The organism is Sphingomonas aquatilis (genome assembly GCF_014196115.1).
GTDB lineage: Bacteria > Pseudomonadota > Alphaproteobacteria > Sphingomonadales > Sphingomonadaceae > Sphingomonas > Sphingomonas aquatilis.
In genome coordinates, this window is the sequence record NZ_JACIDB010000002.1 from 38,066 (window position 1) to 55,290 (window position 17,225).

At 69.0% G+C, this 17,225-nt stretch carries 16 protein-coding genes; 9 read left to right on the top strand and 7 right to left on the bottom strand.

Annotated elements, in window-relative coordinates; translation table 11 throughout:
• Positions 1 to 279 precede the first annotated feature (279 nt).
• The 3 genes from ppc to GGR47_RS06155 all read right to left on the bottom strand — a co-directional run bounded on the left by ppc (position 280) and on the right by GGR47_RS06155 (position 4,244).
• Positions 280 to 2,964, bottom strand: a complete 2,685-nt coding sequence (gene ppc, locus GGR47_RS06145; protein ID WP_147037229.1) for a phosphoenolpyruvate carboxylase — start codon at positions 2,962 to 2,964, stop codon at positions 280 to 282.
• Between the two features lie 229 nt (positions 2,965 to 3,193).
• Positions 3,194 to 3,649, bottom strand: coding sequence for an EF-hand domain-containing protein (locus GGR47_RS06150; RefSeq protein ID WP_183949473.1), 456 nt, complete (start codon positions 3,647 to 3,649; stop codon positions 3,194 to 3,196).
• A gap of 28 nt (positions 3,650 to 3,677) precedes the next feature.
• A complete protein-coding gene (locus GGR47_RS06155) occupies positions 3,678 to 4,244 on the bottom strand; it encodes an HNH endonuclease (protein ID WP_017980402.1) in 567 nt (188 codons plus the stop codon).
• Between the two features lie 116 nt (positions 4,245 to 4,360).
• On the opposite strand from GGR47_RS06155, the gene gluQRS reads away from it, so the two are divergent.
• From gluQRS to GGR47_RS06180, 5 genes are all read left to right on the top strand, one after another.
• Positions 4,361 to 5,254, top strand: a complete 894-nt coding sequence (gene gluQRS, locus GGR47_RS06160) for a tRNA glutamyl-Q(34) synthetase GluQRS (RefSeq protein ID WP_147037442.1) — start codon at positions 4,361 to 4,363, stop codon at positions 5,252 to 5,254.
• A 9-nt stretch (positions 5,255 to 5,263) separates the two neighbouring features.
• On the top strand, positions 5,264 to 5,494 hold the full coding sequence (locus GGR47_RS06165; protein WP_017980400.1) for a twin transmembrane helix small protein: 231 nt from the start codon (positions 5,264 to 5,266) through the stop codon (positions 5,492 to 5,494).
• An 18-nt stretch (positions 5,495 to 5,512) separates the two neighbouring features.
• On the top strand, positions 5,513 to 6,061 hold the full coding sequence (locus tag GGR47_RS06170) for a cob(I)yrinic acid a,c-diamide adenosyltransferase (protein WP_147037443.1): 549 nt from the start codon (positions 5,513 to 5,515) through the stop codon (positions 6,059 to 6,061).
• Between the two features lie 825 nt (positions 6,062 to 6,886).
• Positions 6,887 to 8,221 carry a NupC/NupG family nucleoside CNT transporter gene (locus GGR47_RS06175; protein WP_147035880.1) on the top strand — a complete coding sequence of 445 codons (1,335 nt, stop codon included), beginning with the start codon at positions 6,887 to 6,889 and terminating at the stop codon, positions 8,219 to 8,221.
• Positions 8,222 to 8,380: 159 nt separating this feature from the next.
• The gene (locus GGR47_RS06180; protein ID WP_208663148.1) at positions 8,381 to 9,700 is read left to right on the top strand and encodes an amino acid permease; all 1,320 of its coding nucleotides are present in this window, start codon (positions 8,381 to 8,383) and stop codon (positions 9,698 to 9,700) included.
• Positions 9,701 to 9,771: 71 nt separating this feature from the next.
• Here the strand turns inward: GGR47_RS06180 and GGR47_RS06185 are convergent, their stop codons facing one another.
• Positions 9,772 to 9,918: a hypothetical protein gene (locus tag GGR47_RS06185; protein ID WP_017980396.1), complete on the bottom strand. Its 147-nt coding sequence runs from the start codon at positions 9,916 to 9,918 to the stop codon at positions 9,772 to 9,774.
• 11 nt (positions 9,919 to 9,929) lie between these two features.
• On the bottom strand, positions 9,930 to 10,799 hold the full coding sequence (locus GGR47_RS06190; protein ID WP_147035897.1) for a 3-hydroxybutyryl-CoA dehydrogenase: 870 nt from the start codon (positions 10,797 to 10,799) through the stop codon (positions 9,930 to 9,932).
• Between the two features lie 92 nt (positions 10,800 to 10,891).
• Here GGR47_RS06190 and GGR47_RS06195 point away from each other — a divergent pair, with 92 nt between their 5' ends.
• Both GGR47_RS06195 and GGR47_RS06200 read left to right on the top strand, forming a co-directional pair.
• Positions 10,892 to 11,752, top strand: a complete 861-nt coding sequence (locus GGR47_RS06195; protein ID WP_147035882.1) for a CPBP family intramembrane glutamic endopeptidase — start codon at positions 10,892 to 10,894, stop codon at positions 11,750 to 11,752.
• Positions 11,749 to 12,816 (top strand): DUF1176 domain-containing protein, encoded by a 1,068-nt coding sequence (locus GGR47_RS06200; RefSeq protein ID WP_147035883.1) that lies wholly within the window; start codon positions 11,749 to 11,751, stop codon positions 12,814 to 12,816. The genes GGR47_RS06195 and GGR47_RS06200 overlap by 4 nt, the downstream gene beginning before the upstream one ends.
• 17 nt (positions 12,817 to 12,833) lie before the next feature.
• Here GGR47_RS06200 and egtD read toward each other — a convergent pair whose 3' ends face one another.
• Both egtD and egtB read right to left on the bottom strand, forming a co-directional pair.
• The gene (gene egtD, locus GGR47_RS06205; protein ID WP_147035884.1) at positions 12,834 to 13,811 is read right to left on the bottom strand and encodes an L-histidine N(alpha)-methyltransferase; all 978 of its coding nucleotides are present in this window, start codon (positions 13,809 to 13,811) and stop codon (positions 12,834 to 12,836) included.
• Positions 13,811 to 15,067, bottom strand: coding sequence for an ergothioneine biosynthesis protein EgtB (egtB, locus tag GGR47_RS06210; protein WP_147035885.1), 1,257 nt, complete (start codon positions 15,065 to 15,067; stop codon positions 13,811 to 13,813). The genes egtD and egtB overlap by 1 nt, the downstream gene beginning before the upstream one ends.
• Before the next feature lie 373 nt (positions 15,068 to 15,440).
• Between egtB and GGR47_RS06215 the strand changes: the two genes are divergently transcribed.
• Both GGR47_RS06215 and argB read left to right on the top strand, forming a co-directional pair.
• Positions 15,441 to 16,121, top strand: a complete 681-nt coding sequence (locus GGR47_RS06215; protein WP_063689782.1) for a queuosine precursor transporter — start codon at positions 15,441 to 15,443, stop codon at positions 16,119 to 16,121.
• A gap of 185 nt (positions 16,122 to 16,306) precedes the next feature.
• Positions 16,307 to 17,206 (top strand): acetylglutamate kinase, encoded by a 900-nt coding sequence (argB, locus tag GGR47_RS06220; RefSeq protein ID WP_147035886.1) that lies wholly within the window; start codon positions 16,307 to 16,309, stop codon positions 17,204 to 17,206.
• Positions 17,207 to 17,225 lie beyond the last annotated feature (19 nt).

Sequence of the window (17,225 nt, forward strand, 5' to 3'; positions counted from 1 at the left end):
CCGCAGCGCTGGAACGCGTAACCGGCCGCCTGATGCGCGTGCGACCCGAGGTGGCGGCGCCGTTCCTGGCCAGCTGATGCGTTCTCCACAAACTTAACGTCACCCCAGCGCAGGCTGGGGTCCACCGGGCCGCCAGGGGGTGGCCAGAGCCTCCAGCCGTCCCCCTCGCCGCGGAGTGGACCCCGGAACGAGTCCGGGGTGACGGGGTGTGTCTGGCGTGCCTTGGCGCGCCGCCGCAGCGTCGGCTATGGACGCCCTCAGGGCATGACGCGCGCCGTCTCACCCGCTATTCCGCAGCGCCGTCGCGATCGCGTTGATCGACAGCAGGATGCCCTCGCCGATGCGCGGATCGTCCTCGCCGGCGCGGTGGCGTTTCATCAGTTCGATCTGCAGGAAGTTCAGCGGCTCGATATACGGCAGCCGCAGGCGGATCGAGGCATCGAGCGCCGGGTGCTTGTCCAGCAACCGCGTCTGCCCGGTCACGTCGAGCAGCCCGTCATGCGTCAGATGCCAGGCGTCGCGGATGCGGGTGAAGATGCCGTCGCGCAGGGCCTTGTCCTCGACCAGTTCGGCATAATGGCCGGCGATGGCGATGTCGGACTTCGCCAGCACCATCTCCATATTGGCGAGCGTCGCGGCGAACAGCGGCCACCCTTGCGCCATGTCGCGCAGCAGCGCCTTGTCTTCGAACGCCGCAATCGCCTGCCCGACGCCGTACCAGCCTGGCAGCATCGTGCGCGCCTGCGCCCAGCTGAACACCCAGGGGATGGCGCGCAGATCCTCGATCGCGTCGCTCTTCTTGCGGCTCGCCGGGCGGCTGCCGATCTTCAGCCCCGCGATCTCGCCGATCGGCGTCATCTGGCGGAAGAAGGTGCGGAAGCCCTCCGTCCCGTAGACGAGGTCGCGATAGGCGTGGAACGCGGTGTCGGACAGCGCATCCATCGCGCCGGTGAAGTCCGCATTCTGCGCGTTCGACAACCGCTCGGGCTCCAGGCTGGCGAGCAAGGTCGCCGAAGCGATCGCCTCCAGATTGGTCATCGCGCTGTCGCGGGTGCCGTATTTCGCAGCGATCACCTCGCCCTGTTCGGTGATGCGGATGCGGCCCTGCACCGTGCCGGGCGGTTGCGCGCGGATCGCCGCAAAGGCGCTGCCGCCGCCGCGCCCCACCGCACCGCCGCGGCCGTGGAACAGCTGCATGCCGACGCCCGCCGCCTCGAACACGGGCTTGAGCGCGGTCGACGCCTTGGACAGCTGCCAGGTGGAGGTCAGGTAGCCGCCATCCTTGTTGCTGTCCGAATAGCCGATCATCACCTCCTGATGGCCGCGCTTTGCTGCGATGTGCGCGATCTCGGGCAGCGCGAACCAGTCGGTCATGATGCCGGGCGCAGCCTCCAGATCGCCGACCGTTTCGAACAGCGGCACCGCCATGATCGCCGCCGACGGCTCGTCGCCACCGCGATACAGGCCCACTTCCTTCAGCAGCAGGTTGATCTCGAGCAGGTCGGACACCGACTGCGCCATCGACACGATATAGTTGGTGATGCACGCCGGGCCGTAGGTCGCATGCGCCTCCGCCGCGGCGAGCACGATCTGCAATTCGGACTGCGTCTCGTCCGAATAGGTGGTGAAGCGGCTGGCGAGCGGCCGCGCATGCGCCAGTTCGCGGCGCAGCAGCGCGACGCGCGCGGCCTCGTCGAGGCTGAGATAATCGTCCTCGACGCCTGCGGTCTTGAGCAGTTCGGCGACGACGCGTTCGTGGACCGCGCTGTTCTGGCGCAGGTCGAGCGTCGCCAAGTGGAACCCGAACGTCTCCACCGCGCGGATCAGCCGGCCGAGCGCGCCACCGGTCTTGAGCGCCCCGGCGCTCGCCAGCGCATGCGCGATCGCGGCAAGGTCGGCGCGGAACGCCTGCGGGTCGGGATAGGGTTCGCCTGTCAGCCGGCCGGGGCGCGCGGCGGGCTTGCCGGTCAGTGTCTCGTGCGTCGCGGTAAGGCGCGCGTAGATGCCCGACAGCGCACGGCGATAGGGTTCGTCGCTGCGGCTGGCGGCGGTGTCGCCGCTCGCGTCCGCCAGCGCGAGCACCGCGTCGTCCACCGCGGCATGTTCGGTCGAGATCGACAGTTCGGCGCCTAGCGCATGCACCGCATCAAGGTAGAAGCCGAGCACCGCCTCCGCCGCGCGGGCCAGCGCGGTGCGCAATGAATCGGCGGTGACGAAGGGATTGCCGTCGCGGTCGCCGCCGATCCAGCTGCCCGGCTTGACGAAGCTCGGCACGCGCTCCCCGAACGCGCGGTCCCAGCGCTGGTAGAGCGCTGGCAGGGCGGGCAGGAACACGTCGCGCATATAGCTCAGCGCCGTCTCGACCTCGTCGGTCACGTACAGTCGCTCGCGGCGCAGCACGCGCGTCTGCCACAGCAGCGCGATCTGGCGGGTGATCGCATCGTCGACCAGATCGCCGTCGGGCGTCTCGCTGCGGCCCGAATCCTTCAGCGCCATCAGCTCGGCGATGCGGTTCTTGTGGTCGATCATGCTCTTGCGCCGCACCTCGGTGGGATGGGCGGTCAGCACGGGGACGATCAGCGCATGGGCGAGCAGGCGCTGCACCTCGGCCCGGTCGATCCCCTCCGCCTGCAACGTCGCGAGCGCGGCGGCGACGTCCGCTCCCTGTTCGGCGGCGATCCCCTGGCGATCCTCGGCGAGGTTGGCGAGCATCGAGAAGAGCATGAATCCGCGGACGAAATCGAGCGTCTCGTCGAGGCCCAGGTCCTGAAGGTGGCGATGCACCGCATCGCCATCGCCGGTGCCACGATGGCGCTCCACCGACGCCCGCCGGATCGCCTCGGTCGCCTCGAACAACGCCTCGCCGCCATAGGCGCGGATGACGTCGCCGAGCTTCGCGCCCAGGAAGCGCACGTCGGGGTTGTTGGCGATCGGCGGAAGCGAAGCGGGGTCGATATTGGCCATGCTCGCATGCTGCGCTGCGGCAGGGACCGGGTCAACCGGGCTTGGGGTTTGCGGGGCAAAAGCTGAGGTGCGGAGCGTTTGCCGCAAATTCCTCGTCACCCCGGACTCGTTCCGGGGTCCACCGACCCGCAAGGGGGCGGCAAGAGCCTCCAGCCACCCCCCTCGCCGCAGAGTGGACCCCGGACCAAGTCCGGGGTGACGGCGTGGATGGGAGGCCTACGCCGCCCCCCTATTGCGCCCGCGTCCCCTGGTTGCTCAGCGTATCGCCCAGCACCGGCGTGGTCGGCTGCGCCGGGGGGGCTCGGCCGGCGTCGCGGGCGGCGCGCCATTCGCTTTCCTCTTCCGACGTCACCGTGCCGTCGTGGTTGAGGTCCATCTGGTCGAAGCGGCGCATCGTGCCTTCGCTCCATTCGATCTGGCTGATCACGCCGTCCTTGTTGCGGTCCAGCCCCATCAGGCGGCTGTTCTGGCGCGGCAGCTCGGTCGCGTCGATGCGGTCGTCGCCGTTGCGGTCCAGGCTGCGGAAGCGCTGGTCCATCGCGGTCGAGAAATCGATGCGGCTGGTCACGGCGGGCGGCACGAAGCCCGCCGCATTGGCGACCGCATCCGCCTGCGCCGCTTTCTCCTCGCTCTTCTTGCCGCATGCGCTCAGCAGGGCCACCGCAAGGACCAGCGATGCCGTCATTCCGTGTCGCCGCAACTATCGTCTCCGCTTATGCTTCCAGCTCAACATCCCAGTAGAGCCAGTCGTGCCATGTGTCGTGCAGATAGTTGGGCGGAAAGGCGCGGCCATGTTCCTGAAGGTGCCAGTTGGTCGGGCGGATCGGCTCGACATACAGCGGCATGCCCGCTTGCTTCGGCGTGCGCCCGCCCTTCTTGAGGTTGCACGGCGCGCAGGCGGTGACGACATTCTCCCACGTCGTCCGGCCCCCTTGCGCGCGCGGCACGACATGGTCGAACGTCAGGTCGCGGCTGACCCCGCAATATTGGCAGGCGAAGCGATCGCGCAGGAACAGGTTGAAGCGGGTGAAGGCGGGAAAGGCGGACGGGCGCACATATTGTTTGAGCGCGATGACCGAGGGCAGCTTGATCGCCGCATTCGGGCTGCGCACCTCGCGCTCGTAATGCGCGACGATGTCGACCCGGTCGAGGAACACCGCCTTGACTGCGGTCTGCCACGGCCAGACGCTCAAGGGATAATAGGACAAAGGCGTATAGTCCGCGTTGAGCACCAACGCGGGGCAATTGTCGGGATGGCGGATCAGATCGGGATGAAACACGGCTCCTCCCACGGGTTACCCATGGGCCATGTCGCCCATGAGAGTGACGGGGGTATGACAGCACGCGCCCTTGGGTGCGGTCAAGCGGCTTGCGGTGGCCGGCGGGGCCGCGCGGCATGAGCGTCCCCGGTGCCGGCATCGTGGTCACGCGTTTCGCCCCCAGCCCCACGGGCCTGCTGCACCTGGGCCATGCCTATGCCGCGATCCAGGCGCACGACCATGCCCATGCCGCGCATGGCCGATTCCTGCTGCGGATCGAGGATATCGACGGGACGCGCAGCCGCGAGCCATTCGTCGCCGGCATCCTCGACGATCTCGCCTGGCTGGGACTGTCGTGGGACGGCCCGGTGGTCCGCCAGTCGCAGCGGCTGGCGCTGTACGATGCGGCACTCGCCCGGCTGCGCGAAGCGGAGCTGCTCTACCCATGTTTCTGTACCCGCGCCGATATCGCGCGCGAGATTGCGGAGAGCGCCAGCGCGCCGCACCACGGACCGGACGGACCGGTCTATCCCGGCCTCTGCCGGCACCTCGACCCGGCCGTGGCGGCAGCGCGGATCGCGGCAGGCGAGCCGCACGCCTGGCGGCTGCGCATGGAGGCGGCGCTGGCCCGCACCGGCCCGCTCCACTGGCACGATAGTGACGCGGGCGATCGCATCGCCGATCCGGCGGCGTTCGGCGACGTCGTGCTCGCGCGCAAGGACGCGCCTGCCAGCTATCACCTCGCGGTGACGGTGGACGATGCCGCGCAGGGCGTCACCGATGTCGTCCGCGGCGTCGATCTCTACCCGGCGACCGATGTCCACCGCCTGCTGCAGGCGCTGCTCGACTTGCCGACGCCGCTCTATCGCCACCACCCGCTGCTGACCGGCCCGGACGGCACGCGGCTCGCCAAGCGCAACGGCGCCCCTTCGCTCGCCGATCTGCGGCAGGCGGGCGAGGACGGACGCGCCCTTGCCGAACGCTTGCGCGCCGGGCGGCTTCCCATTGGCTTTGCCGCGCGCGATGCTTAAGTATGTCGCATGAACACCTTCCTCGTCATTCTGCTGATCGCGGCGATGCTGGCGACGGTGGTCGCGCTGGTGCGGGGCGTCATCGCCTTCCTCCAGGATAGTCACGCCCAGGTCCGCAATGGCGAAGGGCCATCGGCGGCCTCGCTCAAATCGAACAAGATGATGCAGATGCGCGTCTTCTTCCAGGCGCTGGCGATCCTCATCATCGTCGTCATCCTGTTCGTCGGCGGCCGCACCTGAGCCGCTGACGCCCGCACGATGGTCAAGCTGAACCGCATCTACACGCGCACCGGCGACGCGGGCACGACGGGCCTCGTCGACGGATCGCGCGTGTCGAAGGCGGCCGCGGTGATGCAGGCGATCGGCGACGTCGACGAGGCAAACAGCGCGATCGGCGTCGCGATCGCCGCGTTGCAGGGCGCCGCGCCCGCGGACCGGTTGCTCGTCATCCAGAACGACCTGTTCGATCTTGGCGCAGATATCGCCACGCCGATGGGGATCGAGGGCGCGCTGCGCATCGTGCCCGCCCAGGTCGCGCGGCTGGAGGCGGAGATCGACGCGATGAACGAGGGCCTGTCCCCGCTCACCAGCTTCATCCTGCCGGGCGGCACCCCCGCGGCAGCAGCCCTCCACCTCGCCCGCGCGATCGTCCGCCGCGCGGAACGCAGCGTCGTGACGATGGGCAGCGAAGCGACACAGGCCCTCGCCTATCTCAACCGCCTGTCCGACTGGCTCTTCGTCGCCACCCGTGTGGTGAACGGCGCAGGCGAGGGCGACGTGCTGTGGAAGCCCGGCGCCAGCCGATAGGGCGGCGCGGGGGCGTCTCGCGCGCCACGCATCGAAGGACAGGATCTTCACGGATAAGCCACAGGGAGACCCCAGCCCGCGCTGGGGCGACCCAAGGTGGTGGCCGGAACCAAGCCCAAAAAAGACCCGTCACCCCGGACTCGTTCCGGGGTCCACTCTGCGGCGAGGGGGATGGCCGGAGCCTCTTGCCGCCCCCTCGCGGCCCGGTGGACCCCGGACCAAGTCCGGGGTGACGGCGTGGCTGGGGCGGCTTCAACGCATGTAGCAGACGCCTGAGGCAGGACCTGCGGGTGGAGGGCACAAGCCACAGCCCCATGCCCCAACCTGCGCCGCAAAGACGACTGAGGCGGCCGGAACCGAGCCCAAAAAAGCCCCGTCACCCCGGACTCGTTCCGGGGTCCACTCGGCGGCGAGGGGGACGGCCGGAGCCTCTTGCCGCCCCCTCGCGGCCGGGTGGACCCCGGACCAAGTCCGGGGTGACGGGGTGGGTGCGGCAAGGTGGCGCGCCATAGCGCCGACGAAGCCGCCAACCCCCACCGCCCTGTCCTACACGCCCCCCATCTGCTACACCCATGCCATGACCCGTCCGCCCTTCGCCCCGCCGCTGCGCGACGGGCGTCGCGGACCTCTCGCTTCCGACGAATACGTACCGTCCACTTCGTCCACTTCCGCGAGCCCCCTCTCGCGCAAACCCCGATTCGCGCCGCCGTCGCGCCCCACCGGAGCACCGCGCTTCAATCCTCACTTTCCTCGACAAAAAGCGCGTGTATGCTGCCCCGTCGCTGCCGGGGGGCCGCGGCTTTTCCCTATCCTCGCGGAAACACCATGAACCGTATCCTGATCGGCGTTGCCGGCATCCTCGTCATCCTCGGCATCGCCTTCGCGCTGTCCACCGACCGCAAAGCGATCCGGCTGCGCGTCGTCGGCGCGGCGTTCGCGTTGCAGGCGGCGATCGCGACGATCGTGCTCTACTGGGGGCCGGGTCGTGCGGCGCTGGCAGGGGCGTCGGCGGGCGTGTCGGCGCTGCTCGGCTATTCGCAGCGGGGCACGGAGTTTCTGTTCGGCAAGCTCGCCAGCCCCGATATCGGCGGCCAGAGCTTCGCGATCGCGGCGCTGCCGGTCATCATCTTTTTCGCCAGCCTCGTTTCGATCCTCTACTACCTCGGCGTCATGCAGGTCGTGGTGCGCTGGGTCGGCGGCGCGATCGAAAAGGTGATCGGCACGTCGAAGGTGGAATCCTTGTGTGCCGCGGCCAACATCTTCGTCGGCCAGTCCGAATCGCCGCTGGTGATCCGCCCCTATCTCGCCGGCCTCACCCCGCCGCAGCTGTTCACGGTAATGACCAGCGGCATGGCGGGTGTCGCGGGCACGATCCTTGCGGCCTATGCCTCGATGGGCATCCGCATCGAATATCTCCTCGCCGCCAGCTTCATGGCCGCGCCGGGCGGCATCCTGATGGCCAAGATCATCATGCCCGATCGCTCCATGCCGCCCGAAGGCGAGCTGCCGCTGGGCGACGTGCCCGACGAAAATCGCGTGATCGCCCTCGCCGACCATCGCATCAGCGGCGCCGGCCCCGCCGCGCTGCTTCCCGAAGGCACGCCGGGCGAGCCGCTGCCCGAAGCGACGCATGACGAGGAAAAGCCCGCCAACCTCATCATGGCCGCCGCGCAGGGCGCGCAGACCGGCGTGCGGCTCGCCGTCGCGGTCGGCGCGATGGTGCTCGCCTTCGTCGCGCTGGTCGCGCTGGCGAACGGCCTGCTCGGCGGGTTCGGCAATATGATTGGCCTGCCGGGCTTAAGCTTCCAGGCGCTGCTCGGCTATCTCTTCCAGCCGGTCATGTTCCTGCTCAACGTGCCGTGGAACGAGGCGGGGATCGCCGGCGGCCTGTTCGGCGAGAAGATCGTGCTCAACGAATTCGTCGCCTATATCGATCTCGGCAAGCAGGCCGCGCAGCTCAGCCCGCGCACCATCGCCGTCGTCACCTTCGCGCTGTGCGGCTTCGCCAATTTCTCGTCGATCGCGATCCAGATGGCGGTGACGGGCAGCCTCGCCCCCAACCAGCGCCCGATGATCGCCAAGCTCGGCCTGCGCGCGCTCGCCGCGGGTAGCCTCGCCAACCTCATGTCGGCGGCGCTCGCCGGCCTGCTGATCGGCTAAGGCGAACGCTATGACCGGCCCGCTCCCCCTCCCGACCACCCATACGGTATCCTGATGGGTGGCCGGGAGGGGGAGCGGGCCGGCACCGCCGGGAACCCTGCTCTTCCGCAGGGTTCCAAAAAAGCCCTCAAGCGCACGCTTGGGCCGGGCCAGCTCGCGATGATCGCGATCGGCGGGGCGGTCGGCACCGGGCTGTTCCTGGGCAGCGGCTTCGCGATCCAGCTCGCCGGGCCGGCGGTGCTGGTCAGTTATGCGATCGGCGGCCTCATCACGCTGGCGCTGATGGGGTGCCTCGCCGAAATGACCGTCGCCGACCCCGCGACCGGATCGTTCGGGCTGTTCGCCGAACGCTACCTCGGCCGGTTCGCCGGCTTCCTCGTCCGCTACGCCTATGTCACCTGCATCATCCTGGCGATCGGGACGGAAGTCACGGCGGTCGCGATCTACATGCGCTATTGGCTGCCCGACGTGGCCGGCGCGTGGTGGATCGGCGGGTTCGGTTTGGCGCTGCTCGCCGTCAACCTCGTCAGCGTGCGGGCGTTCGGCGCGGTCGAATATCTGTTTTCGGCGATCAAGGTCGCCGCGATCCTCGCCTTCATCGCGCTCGGCCTGTGGGTGATCGGCCGCGGCGCGCCGGGCGTCGGGCTGGCGAACTACACCGCGCATGGCGGCTTCGCGCCGCATGGCCTCAGCGGCATCTGGAGCGCGGTGATCGTCTCGATCTTCAGCTACCTCAGTATCGAGATGATCGCGGTCGCAGCCGGCGAGGCACGCGATCCGGAACGCGCGATCGTCCGCGCCTTCCGCTCGACGATGCTGCGCCTCGCCTTATTCTATCTCGGCAGCCTCGCGGTGATGCTGGCGGTGCTGCCGTGGACGCAGGCTGGCACCGCGACCAGCCCATTCGTGACGGTAATGGCAGCGAGCGGCCTGCCCTATGCGGCAGGCGTCATCAACGCCGTCGTTCTGGTCGCGGCATTGTCGGCGATGAACAGCCAGCTCTACACCGCCTCACGCATGCTGTTCAGCCTGGCGGACAGCGGCCTCGCGCCGCGGCGGCTGGGCGCGGTCGATGCGCGCGGCGTACCGGTCGCGGCGCTGCTCGTGTCGGCGGCGGGGATTGCGGTGGCGGGCGGCGTCTATGCGTGGCGGCCCGATGCGGCCCTCGGCGTGATGATCGCCGTGTCGATCTTCGGCGCGCTGTTCACCTGGGGCATGATTTTCGTCACGCACCTCGCCTTCCGGCGGCGGCACGGGACGCCGGCGGGGTTCCGGATGTGGGGCTATCCGTGGGTGAGCCTCGCCGGTGCAGCCACGATCCTCGCGATCCTGGCGACGACGCCCTTCACCGCCGCCTTCGCGCCGACGCTGGTCTATGGCGTGCCGGTGCTGGCGGTGCTGGCGGGGGTGTATGCGGTGTGCTTGCGCCCACCTTCGTCATCCCGGCGAACGCCGGGATCCATGGATACGAGAGGCTGATCGTAGCACGCGCCAATCGACGGCATCGAGTCCGTGGATCCCGGCGTTCGCCGGGATGACGGAAAACGGGGTCACTCCCCCGTCCGCGTCTTCACCTTGTTGGGCAGATCCTTGCCCTTGGTCCGGCGCGAAGGCAGCTGCACCGGGTTCTTCTTCTTCCATTCCTTGAAGGTCATCGGACCTTCGGGCGTGTCGACGATCGTGTCGTCCAGGCTCATGGCCAGTCTCCTCAGCGCGTCGGCTCGGGTTGCGGGCCGCTGTAATCGTAGAAGCCGCGGCCGGTCTTGCGGCCGTACCAGCCGGCCTCGACATACTTCACCAGCAGCGGCGCCGGCCGGAACTTGGGGTCGCCCGTCCCCTCGAACAACACGCGGGTGATCTCAAGGCAGGTGTCGAGGCCGATGAAGTCGGCCAGCGTCAGCGGACCCATCGGATGGTTGAGCCCCAATTGGCAGGCAAGGTCGATGTCGCGGATCGTCGCGACACCCTCGCCCAGCGCAAAGATCGCCTCGTTGATCATCGGCATCAGCACGCGGTTGACGATGAAGCCCGGCGCGTCGTTGGCGCGGACCACCGCCTTGCCCAGGCGCTCGGCATAATCCTCGATGATGCCGACGGTGGCGTCCGACGTCGCAAGGCCGCGGATCACCTCGATCAGGCCCATCACCGGCACCGGATTGAAGAAATGCACGCCGATGAACCGCGCCGGATCGGGCGTCGCCTGGGCCAGCCGCGTGATCGGGATCGAGGAGGTGTTCGACGCGAGGATCGCGTCCGGCCCGAGCACCTTGCCGACATTGCCGAAGATCGCCCGCTTGATTTCCTCGCGCTCGGTCGCCGCCTCGATCACGAGGCCGCAAGGCGCCATGGCGGCAACGTCGCCCACCGCCTCGATCCGGGCGAGCGTCGCGTCACGCGTCGCGGCGTCGATCTTCTCCTTCTCGACCGCACGGGCGAGCAGCCTGGCGATCCCCGCCTTGCCCGCCTCGGCGCGCTCGACCGACACGTCGGACAGGATCACGCGATAGCCTGCGGCCGCGCTCACCTGCGCGATGCCGGCGCCCATCTGGCCCGCACCGATCACACCCACTGCCTGCATCATGTCTCTCCATCGATCGCTTTGCCGTTCGCCATAGCCGCTTTCCCGCCGCCTGCCAGCCGGATAGGCTCGCGCGCACAGAGGAGAGGGGCATGATCATATTGGGGGATAGCGGGCTGTTGCGGCCGGGCCGATGGCGGTGGCTGGCGGCGATCGGCTGGATGGTCGCGCTGTTCGCGGTGATGAGCGTGCTGCTCTTCCCCGGCTGGCTGCATGCGGCGCCCGCCTATCGTAACGCAGTGCGGATCGGATCGGTGCTGGTCGCCTATGCGGTCTATGCGCTGGCGGTCCGCTACGGCGAACGACGCGCGCCGGTGGAGATCGCCGCCCGGCCGTTGCTGCCCGAACTGTTCGCCGGCCTCGCGATCGGGGCGGGGATGTTCGCGCTGGTCTTCACCCGCCTGCGCCTGCTCGGCGTCTATACACTCGCGCCCGGCCAATGGGGCGACTGGCCGAGCGATATCGTCTGGGCACTGCGCACCGGGTTCGCCGAGGAACTGCTGCTGCGCCTCGTCGTGTTCCGCCTGCTGATGCGCGCGGGCGGCCTGTGGCCGGCGCTGGCGATCTCGGCGCTGCTGTTCGGCGCGATGCACCTCGCCAACCCGAATGCGACGCTGGTCGCCGCGCTGGCGATCGCGGTGGAGGCGGGGCTGATGCTCGCCGCCTTCTACCTCGTCACCGGGCGCATCTGGATGGCGGTGGGCGTGCATGCCGCGTGGAATTTCGTCCAGGGGCCGGTGTTCGGCGCGCGCGTCTCCGGAGGCACCGACACGGGCAGCCTGTTCGTCAGCGCGCCCGTACAGGGCAGCCCCGACTGGCTGAGCGGCGGCGCGTTCGGACCCGAAGCGTCGCTGCCCGCGGTGATCGTCGGCTTCGTCATCTTCGTCGTGGTGCTGCGCACGGCGCTGCGGCGTTGGAACCGTGATCACGTTCACGGAGTAGGACTATCATGACCCGCCATGTCGCCCTCGCCGCCCTGATGCTCGCCGCCTGCTCCAGCCAGCCGCAGGCCGACGCGACGCCAACCCGGACGCCGGAGGCCACGCCCCGCACGGCGGCACGTCAGCCCGCGACGGCGAAGACGGATGCGCCTGTCACGCCGAAACCCGGCGTGCTCAAGACGTTCGGCGACTGGCAGGTCGGCTGCGACAATGGGCTGGTGTGTACCATGGCGTCGCTGCTGCCCGACGATGGTGCGGGCGCGGGCGCGACGCTCAACCTCACGCGCGACCCGGGCCCGCAGGGTCGCTATCACGCGATGTCGGGGGAGGGCGCGACCGATGCGTCGGGGCGCACCCCCGCGGCCCGTTTCACTGTCGACGGTCGTGATCTGGGCAGCGACGCGAATGCCCTTGCCGCCGCGATGGCGAACGGTCGGGTTCTCAAGGTGCCCGGCGGCACGATCTCGCTAAAGGGCGCCTCGGCCGCGTTGCGCTACATCGATGCGATGCAGGGGCGCGCCGGGACCGTGACGGCCACCGTCGCGAAGGGCGCCAAGCCCGCAGCGAGCGTGCCGCCCGCACCGGCGCTGCCGATCGTCGCCGCACAGCGGCTGACACACTATACCGCCAAGCTGCCGCCATCCGTGGTCGCGACGATGAAGCGGATCGGCCGGTGCGACCTGTCCGAAGGGATGGACTCGACCCCCTCGGTCGCCAGGACGCCAGACGGTCGCCTGCTGGTGATCCAACCCTGTTCGGCGGGGGCGTATAACGTCATCGGCGCGCTGTTCGTCGTCCGCGGCACCGACGTCCGCCCGGCGCAGACCGACGCGCCCGCCGGCTTCGACGCGACCGGCGCGGATTCGCAGACCCCCGTCCACAGCGTCGTCAACGGCGATTTCGACCGCAACGTCCTGACCAGCTACGCCAAGGGCCGTGGCCTGGGGGATTGCGGTATGGGCCAGACCTTCGCGTGGGACGGCAGCCGCTATCGTCTGGTGTCGCAGGACGAGATGAGCGAATGCCGCGGCAATACCGAATATATCGCGACATGGCGCGCCACGATGCGGCCGTGACGCGGCGGCTGGCGCGCTTATGGCGCCGGCCGCTCCGGCTGCGCTTCGGCGAGGTAGAGGCCGAACAGCCCCTTGGGGTCCGTCCATTCGCGGATCGGCGTCCACCCGCCCGAGCGCAGCAGGATACGCGCATCGCGCGAGGCGTATTTGTGGCTATTCTCGGTATGGATGCTCTCACCCGCACCGATGGTGAAGGGGCGCCCTTCGATGGTGAAGGCGACGTCGCGCTGCGCCACCAGATGCATCTCGATCCGCGCCCGATCGTCGTTCCAGCGCGCTTCGTGTGCGAAGGCGTCGACCGGGATCGTGCCGTCCAGCTCGCGATTGATCCGGTCCAGCAGATTGAGGTTGAACGCCGCCGTCACGCCCGCCGCATCGTCATAGGCGGCGACCAGCGTGCCCTCGTCCTTGATCCGGTCCATGCCGATCAGCAGCATCGCGCCTTCGCCCAGCGACGCGCGCATCGCGCGCAACAGGTCGACCGCCATCAACGGGATCATGTTGCCGATCGTCGAACCGGGGAAGAAGCCGAGCTTCGGCGTATCCGCCACCTCGGCCGGCAGCGTCAGCGGCCGCATGAAGTCCGCCTCGAACGGCCGCACGGTCAGGTCGGGGAAGGCTTCGCTGAGCACGCGCGACGATTCGCGTAGGAAATCGCCCGAAATGTCGATCGGCACATAGGCGGACGGCGCGGCACAGCGCAGCAGCAGCGGCGTCTTGGTCGACGATCCCGATCCGAACTCCACCACCGCGCGGCCGCGGCCGACGACCTCGGTCACCTCGGGGCAGATCTCTTCCAGGATCGCGGTTTCGGTGCGCGTCGGATAATATTCCGGCAGCACGGTGATATCCTCGAACAGCTCCGATCCGCGGCGATCGTAGAACCAGCGCGCAGGGATCGCGCGCGGGCGCCGCTCCAGCCCCGACAGCACGTCGGCACGGAATTGCGGATCGGCGAGGCTCGCCTGACCGTCCTCGATTTCGGGCTTCAGCATCAGATATCCTTGGCGAGCCGGACGCCGGTGAATTGCCAGCGCTGGTGGGGGTAGAAGAAATTGCGATAGCAGGGGCGGGCATGGCCGCGGGGCGTGGCGCAGCTGCCGCCGCGCAGCACGAACTGCCCGCTCATGAACTTGCCATTATATTCGCCGACCGCGCCATCGACGGTGCGAAAGCCGGGGTAGGGGCGATAGGCGCTGCCCGTCCATTCCCACACGTCGCCGAAAAAGGCGGGATCGCCGGGGGCGGCGGGGCGCGGCTCGACCGGGCCGGCGGCGTCCATCTGGTTGCCACCCGCCGCGTCGGCCGCTTGCGCAGCGGCCTCCCATTCGAACTCGGTCGGCAGGCGCGCGCCGGCCCAGGCGGCATAGGCGTCCGCTTCATACAGGCTGACGTGCGTCACCGGCGCGGCGGGGTCGATCGGCCGGCGCCCGTCCAGGCCGAAGCGCGTCCACACGCCGTCCTGACGTTCCCAGTAGAGCGGCGCGGCGATGCCGTTCGCCTTCACCCATGCCCAACCGTCGGCAAGCCAGTGCCGCGCGTCCGCATAGCCGCCATCGGCAATGAACGCCGCCCATTCGCCATTGGTGACCGTGCGGTCGGCGATCGCATGGCGGGCGAGCAACGCATCGTGCCGCGGCCCCTCGCAATCGAAAGCGAAACCGTCGCCATCGTGCCCGACGCGGACGATTCCCGCATCGCGCTCGATCCAGCGGATCGGCCCGGGCATGGCGACCGGCACCTTGGGCGCGGCGGGCCACAGCGCGGGCTCCAGCGGATTTTCACCGAACAGGTGCAGGATATCGGTGATGAGCAGTTCCTGATGCTGCTCTTCGTGATGACAGCCCAGCGCCACCAGCTCGCAGGCGGCATCGGGCAGGTCGGGTAATGCCGACAGCAGCGCCGCATCGACATAGGCGCGATAGGCCAGCACCTCGTCCAGCGTCGGCCGGGTGATCATGCCGCGGCGGTCGCGCGCGTGGCGGCGGCCCTCCGCCTCGTAATAACTGTTGAACAGGAACGGGAAGCGTTCGTCATGCAGCACATAGCCGTCCACATGATCGCGCAGCACGAAGGTTTCGAAGAACCAGGTGGTATGCGCGAGATGCCATTTGGCCGGCGACGCATCGGGCATCGACTGAACGCTGGCATCGGCGTCGGACAGCGGCGCGGTCAGCGCGACGGTGAGGGCGCGAACCCGATCATAACGTGCGGCAAGGGCGGCGTCGGGGCCGGGTGCGATCTTCAACATGGCCGGCCCCTCCTGCGCAAAGCGCGTCCCTCACGCGCGCGCAAGATGCTGAAGCGCATGACAGCTCAAAGAGTTGCGCCGGGCCGATGATAAAGTAGATTCGTCCCGATCGATATCCGGAGCGATGCTAAGTCCTCCCCCGCCAGGGGGAGGTGGCATGCCGCAGGCATGACGGAGGGGGAGGTCAGCGCAGCGCTTCGACTCCTATCCGCCGCCGTCGTCTCCCCTGCCACAGCGCCATCCCCGGCGGGAGAGGAACGACCTGCACCGTCGCATGGCGATTGCCCCCAGCCTCTTGAAAGCAAAGGCCGCCGAATCCGCCACACGCGCCAATCCCTTTGACGCGCGCGCCAAAGCCGATAGGGTCCGCGCGATGGACGACACCCACGCCGCGCCGATCCCGCGCTCGCTCTTCGCCTTTTCGATCTTCTACGGCGGCATGGTCTGCATCGCGGGCGTGCTCGGCAACAAGCAGGTGGCGCTGGGGCCGTTGTCCGCGCTGGGCCCGTTGGTCGGGCTGGGGCCGCTGGCGGTCGAAGCGGGAATCTTCGCCTTCCTGCTGCTCGTCGTCACCTCCAGCGCAATGGCCGAACTGCACGGGCGCAGCATCGCCAACCGGCTGGTGCAGATCGGCTTCGTGCCGCTGATCGTCTCGATCCTGTTGTCGTTCATCGTCCATGCGCTGCCCGCCGCGCCCGAAATGCAGCCGGCCAATCGCGATGCGATCCAGCTGGTGCTCGGTGGTACGTGGCGCATCTGGCTGGGCGGGATCGTCGCCTATGGCATCTCGCAGACGCTGAACGTCACGATCTTCGCGGCGCTGAAGGGGCGCGAGGGCGGCGGCCTCCTCTGGCTGCGTGCCGGCATCGCCAGCATGCTCAGCCAGATCGTCGATACGTTGCTGTTCGTCACCATCGCCTTCGCCGGCGTCTTCCCGATCGGCGAGCTGCTGGCCGGTCAGATGATTGTCAAGGTCGTGCTCTCGGCGCTCCTCGTGCCGCCGCTGATCTACGTGTTCGTCGGCCTCGGCAAGCGGCTCGACCGCCAGGCCTAAGTTCCCCGCCAGGCGCTCCGTCGCCGACGGCTGCACGCGAGCCCAATTCCTCCCCCGCCAGGGGGAGGTGGCAGCGAAGCTGACGGAGGGGGCGGTCAGCGACGCCGCCCGTTATGACTCGCCCGGCCTCTGTCCGGCGGCGGCAGGACTATGAGGACCGCCCTTGGGCCGCTAAAGGCCGCCGCATGACCGACTCCGCCGCCACCGCTGCCCTGCTCGCCAAGGCCGAAACGCTGACCGAGGCTCTGCCCTATCTGCAGCGCTATGCCGGTCAGACCTTCGTCGTGAAATACGGCGGCCATGCGATGGGCGATCCGGAACTGGCGCGCGATTTCGCCGAAGACGTCGTGTTGTTGAAGGCGGTCGGCATCAATCCCGTCGTCGTCCACGGCGGCGGGCCGCAGATCGGCGCGATGCTGAAGCGGCTGGGGGTCGAATCGCGCTTCATCGACGGCCTGCGCGTCACCGACGCCGAAACCGCGCGCATCGCCGAAATGGTGCTGGCGGGATCGATCAACAAGGAAATCGTTGCCTGGATCGGGCAGGCTGGGGGGCGCGCGGTCGGCATTTCGGGCAAGGACGCGAACCTCGTCACCGCGGTGAAGGTCGGTCGCGACACGCCCGATACGTTGCAGGGGATCGAGCGTCACGTCGATCTGGGCTTCGTCGGCGAACCGGTGGCGGTCGACCGCACGATCATCGACACGCTGTCGGCCAGCGGCATCATTCCCGTCGTCGCGCCGATCGCCTCGGGTGCGGACGGGCACACCTACAACATCAACGCCGATACGATGGCGGGGGCGATCGCCGCGGCGCTGGGTGCCTCGCGCTTCTTCCTGCTCACCGATGTCGCCGGCGTGCTGGACAAGGATAAGGTGCTTCTCACCGACCTCGACCCCGCGGGCATCGCGGCGCTGAAGGCGGACGGCACGATCTCGGGCGGGATGATCCCCAAGGTGGATACCTGCGTCGCCGCGGTCGAGGCGGGGGTGGACGCCGCGGTGATCCTCGACGGGCGGGTGCCGCATGCGATGCTGCTCGAAATCTTCACTTCGGCGGGCGCGGGGACGTTGGTCCACGCCTGACCGACAGTGCTTGGCCGCG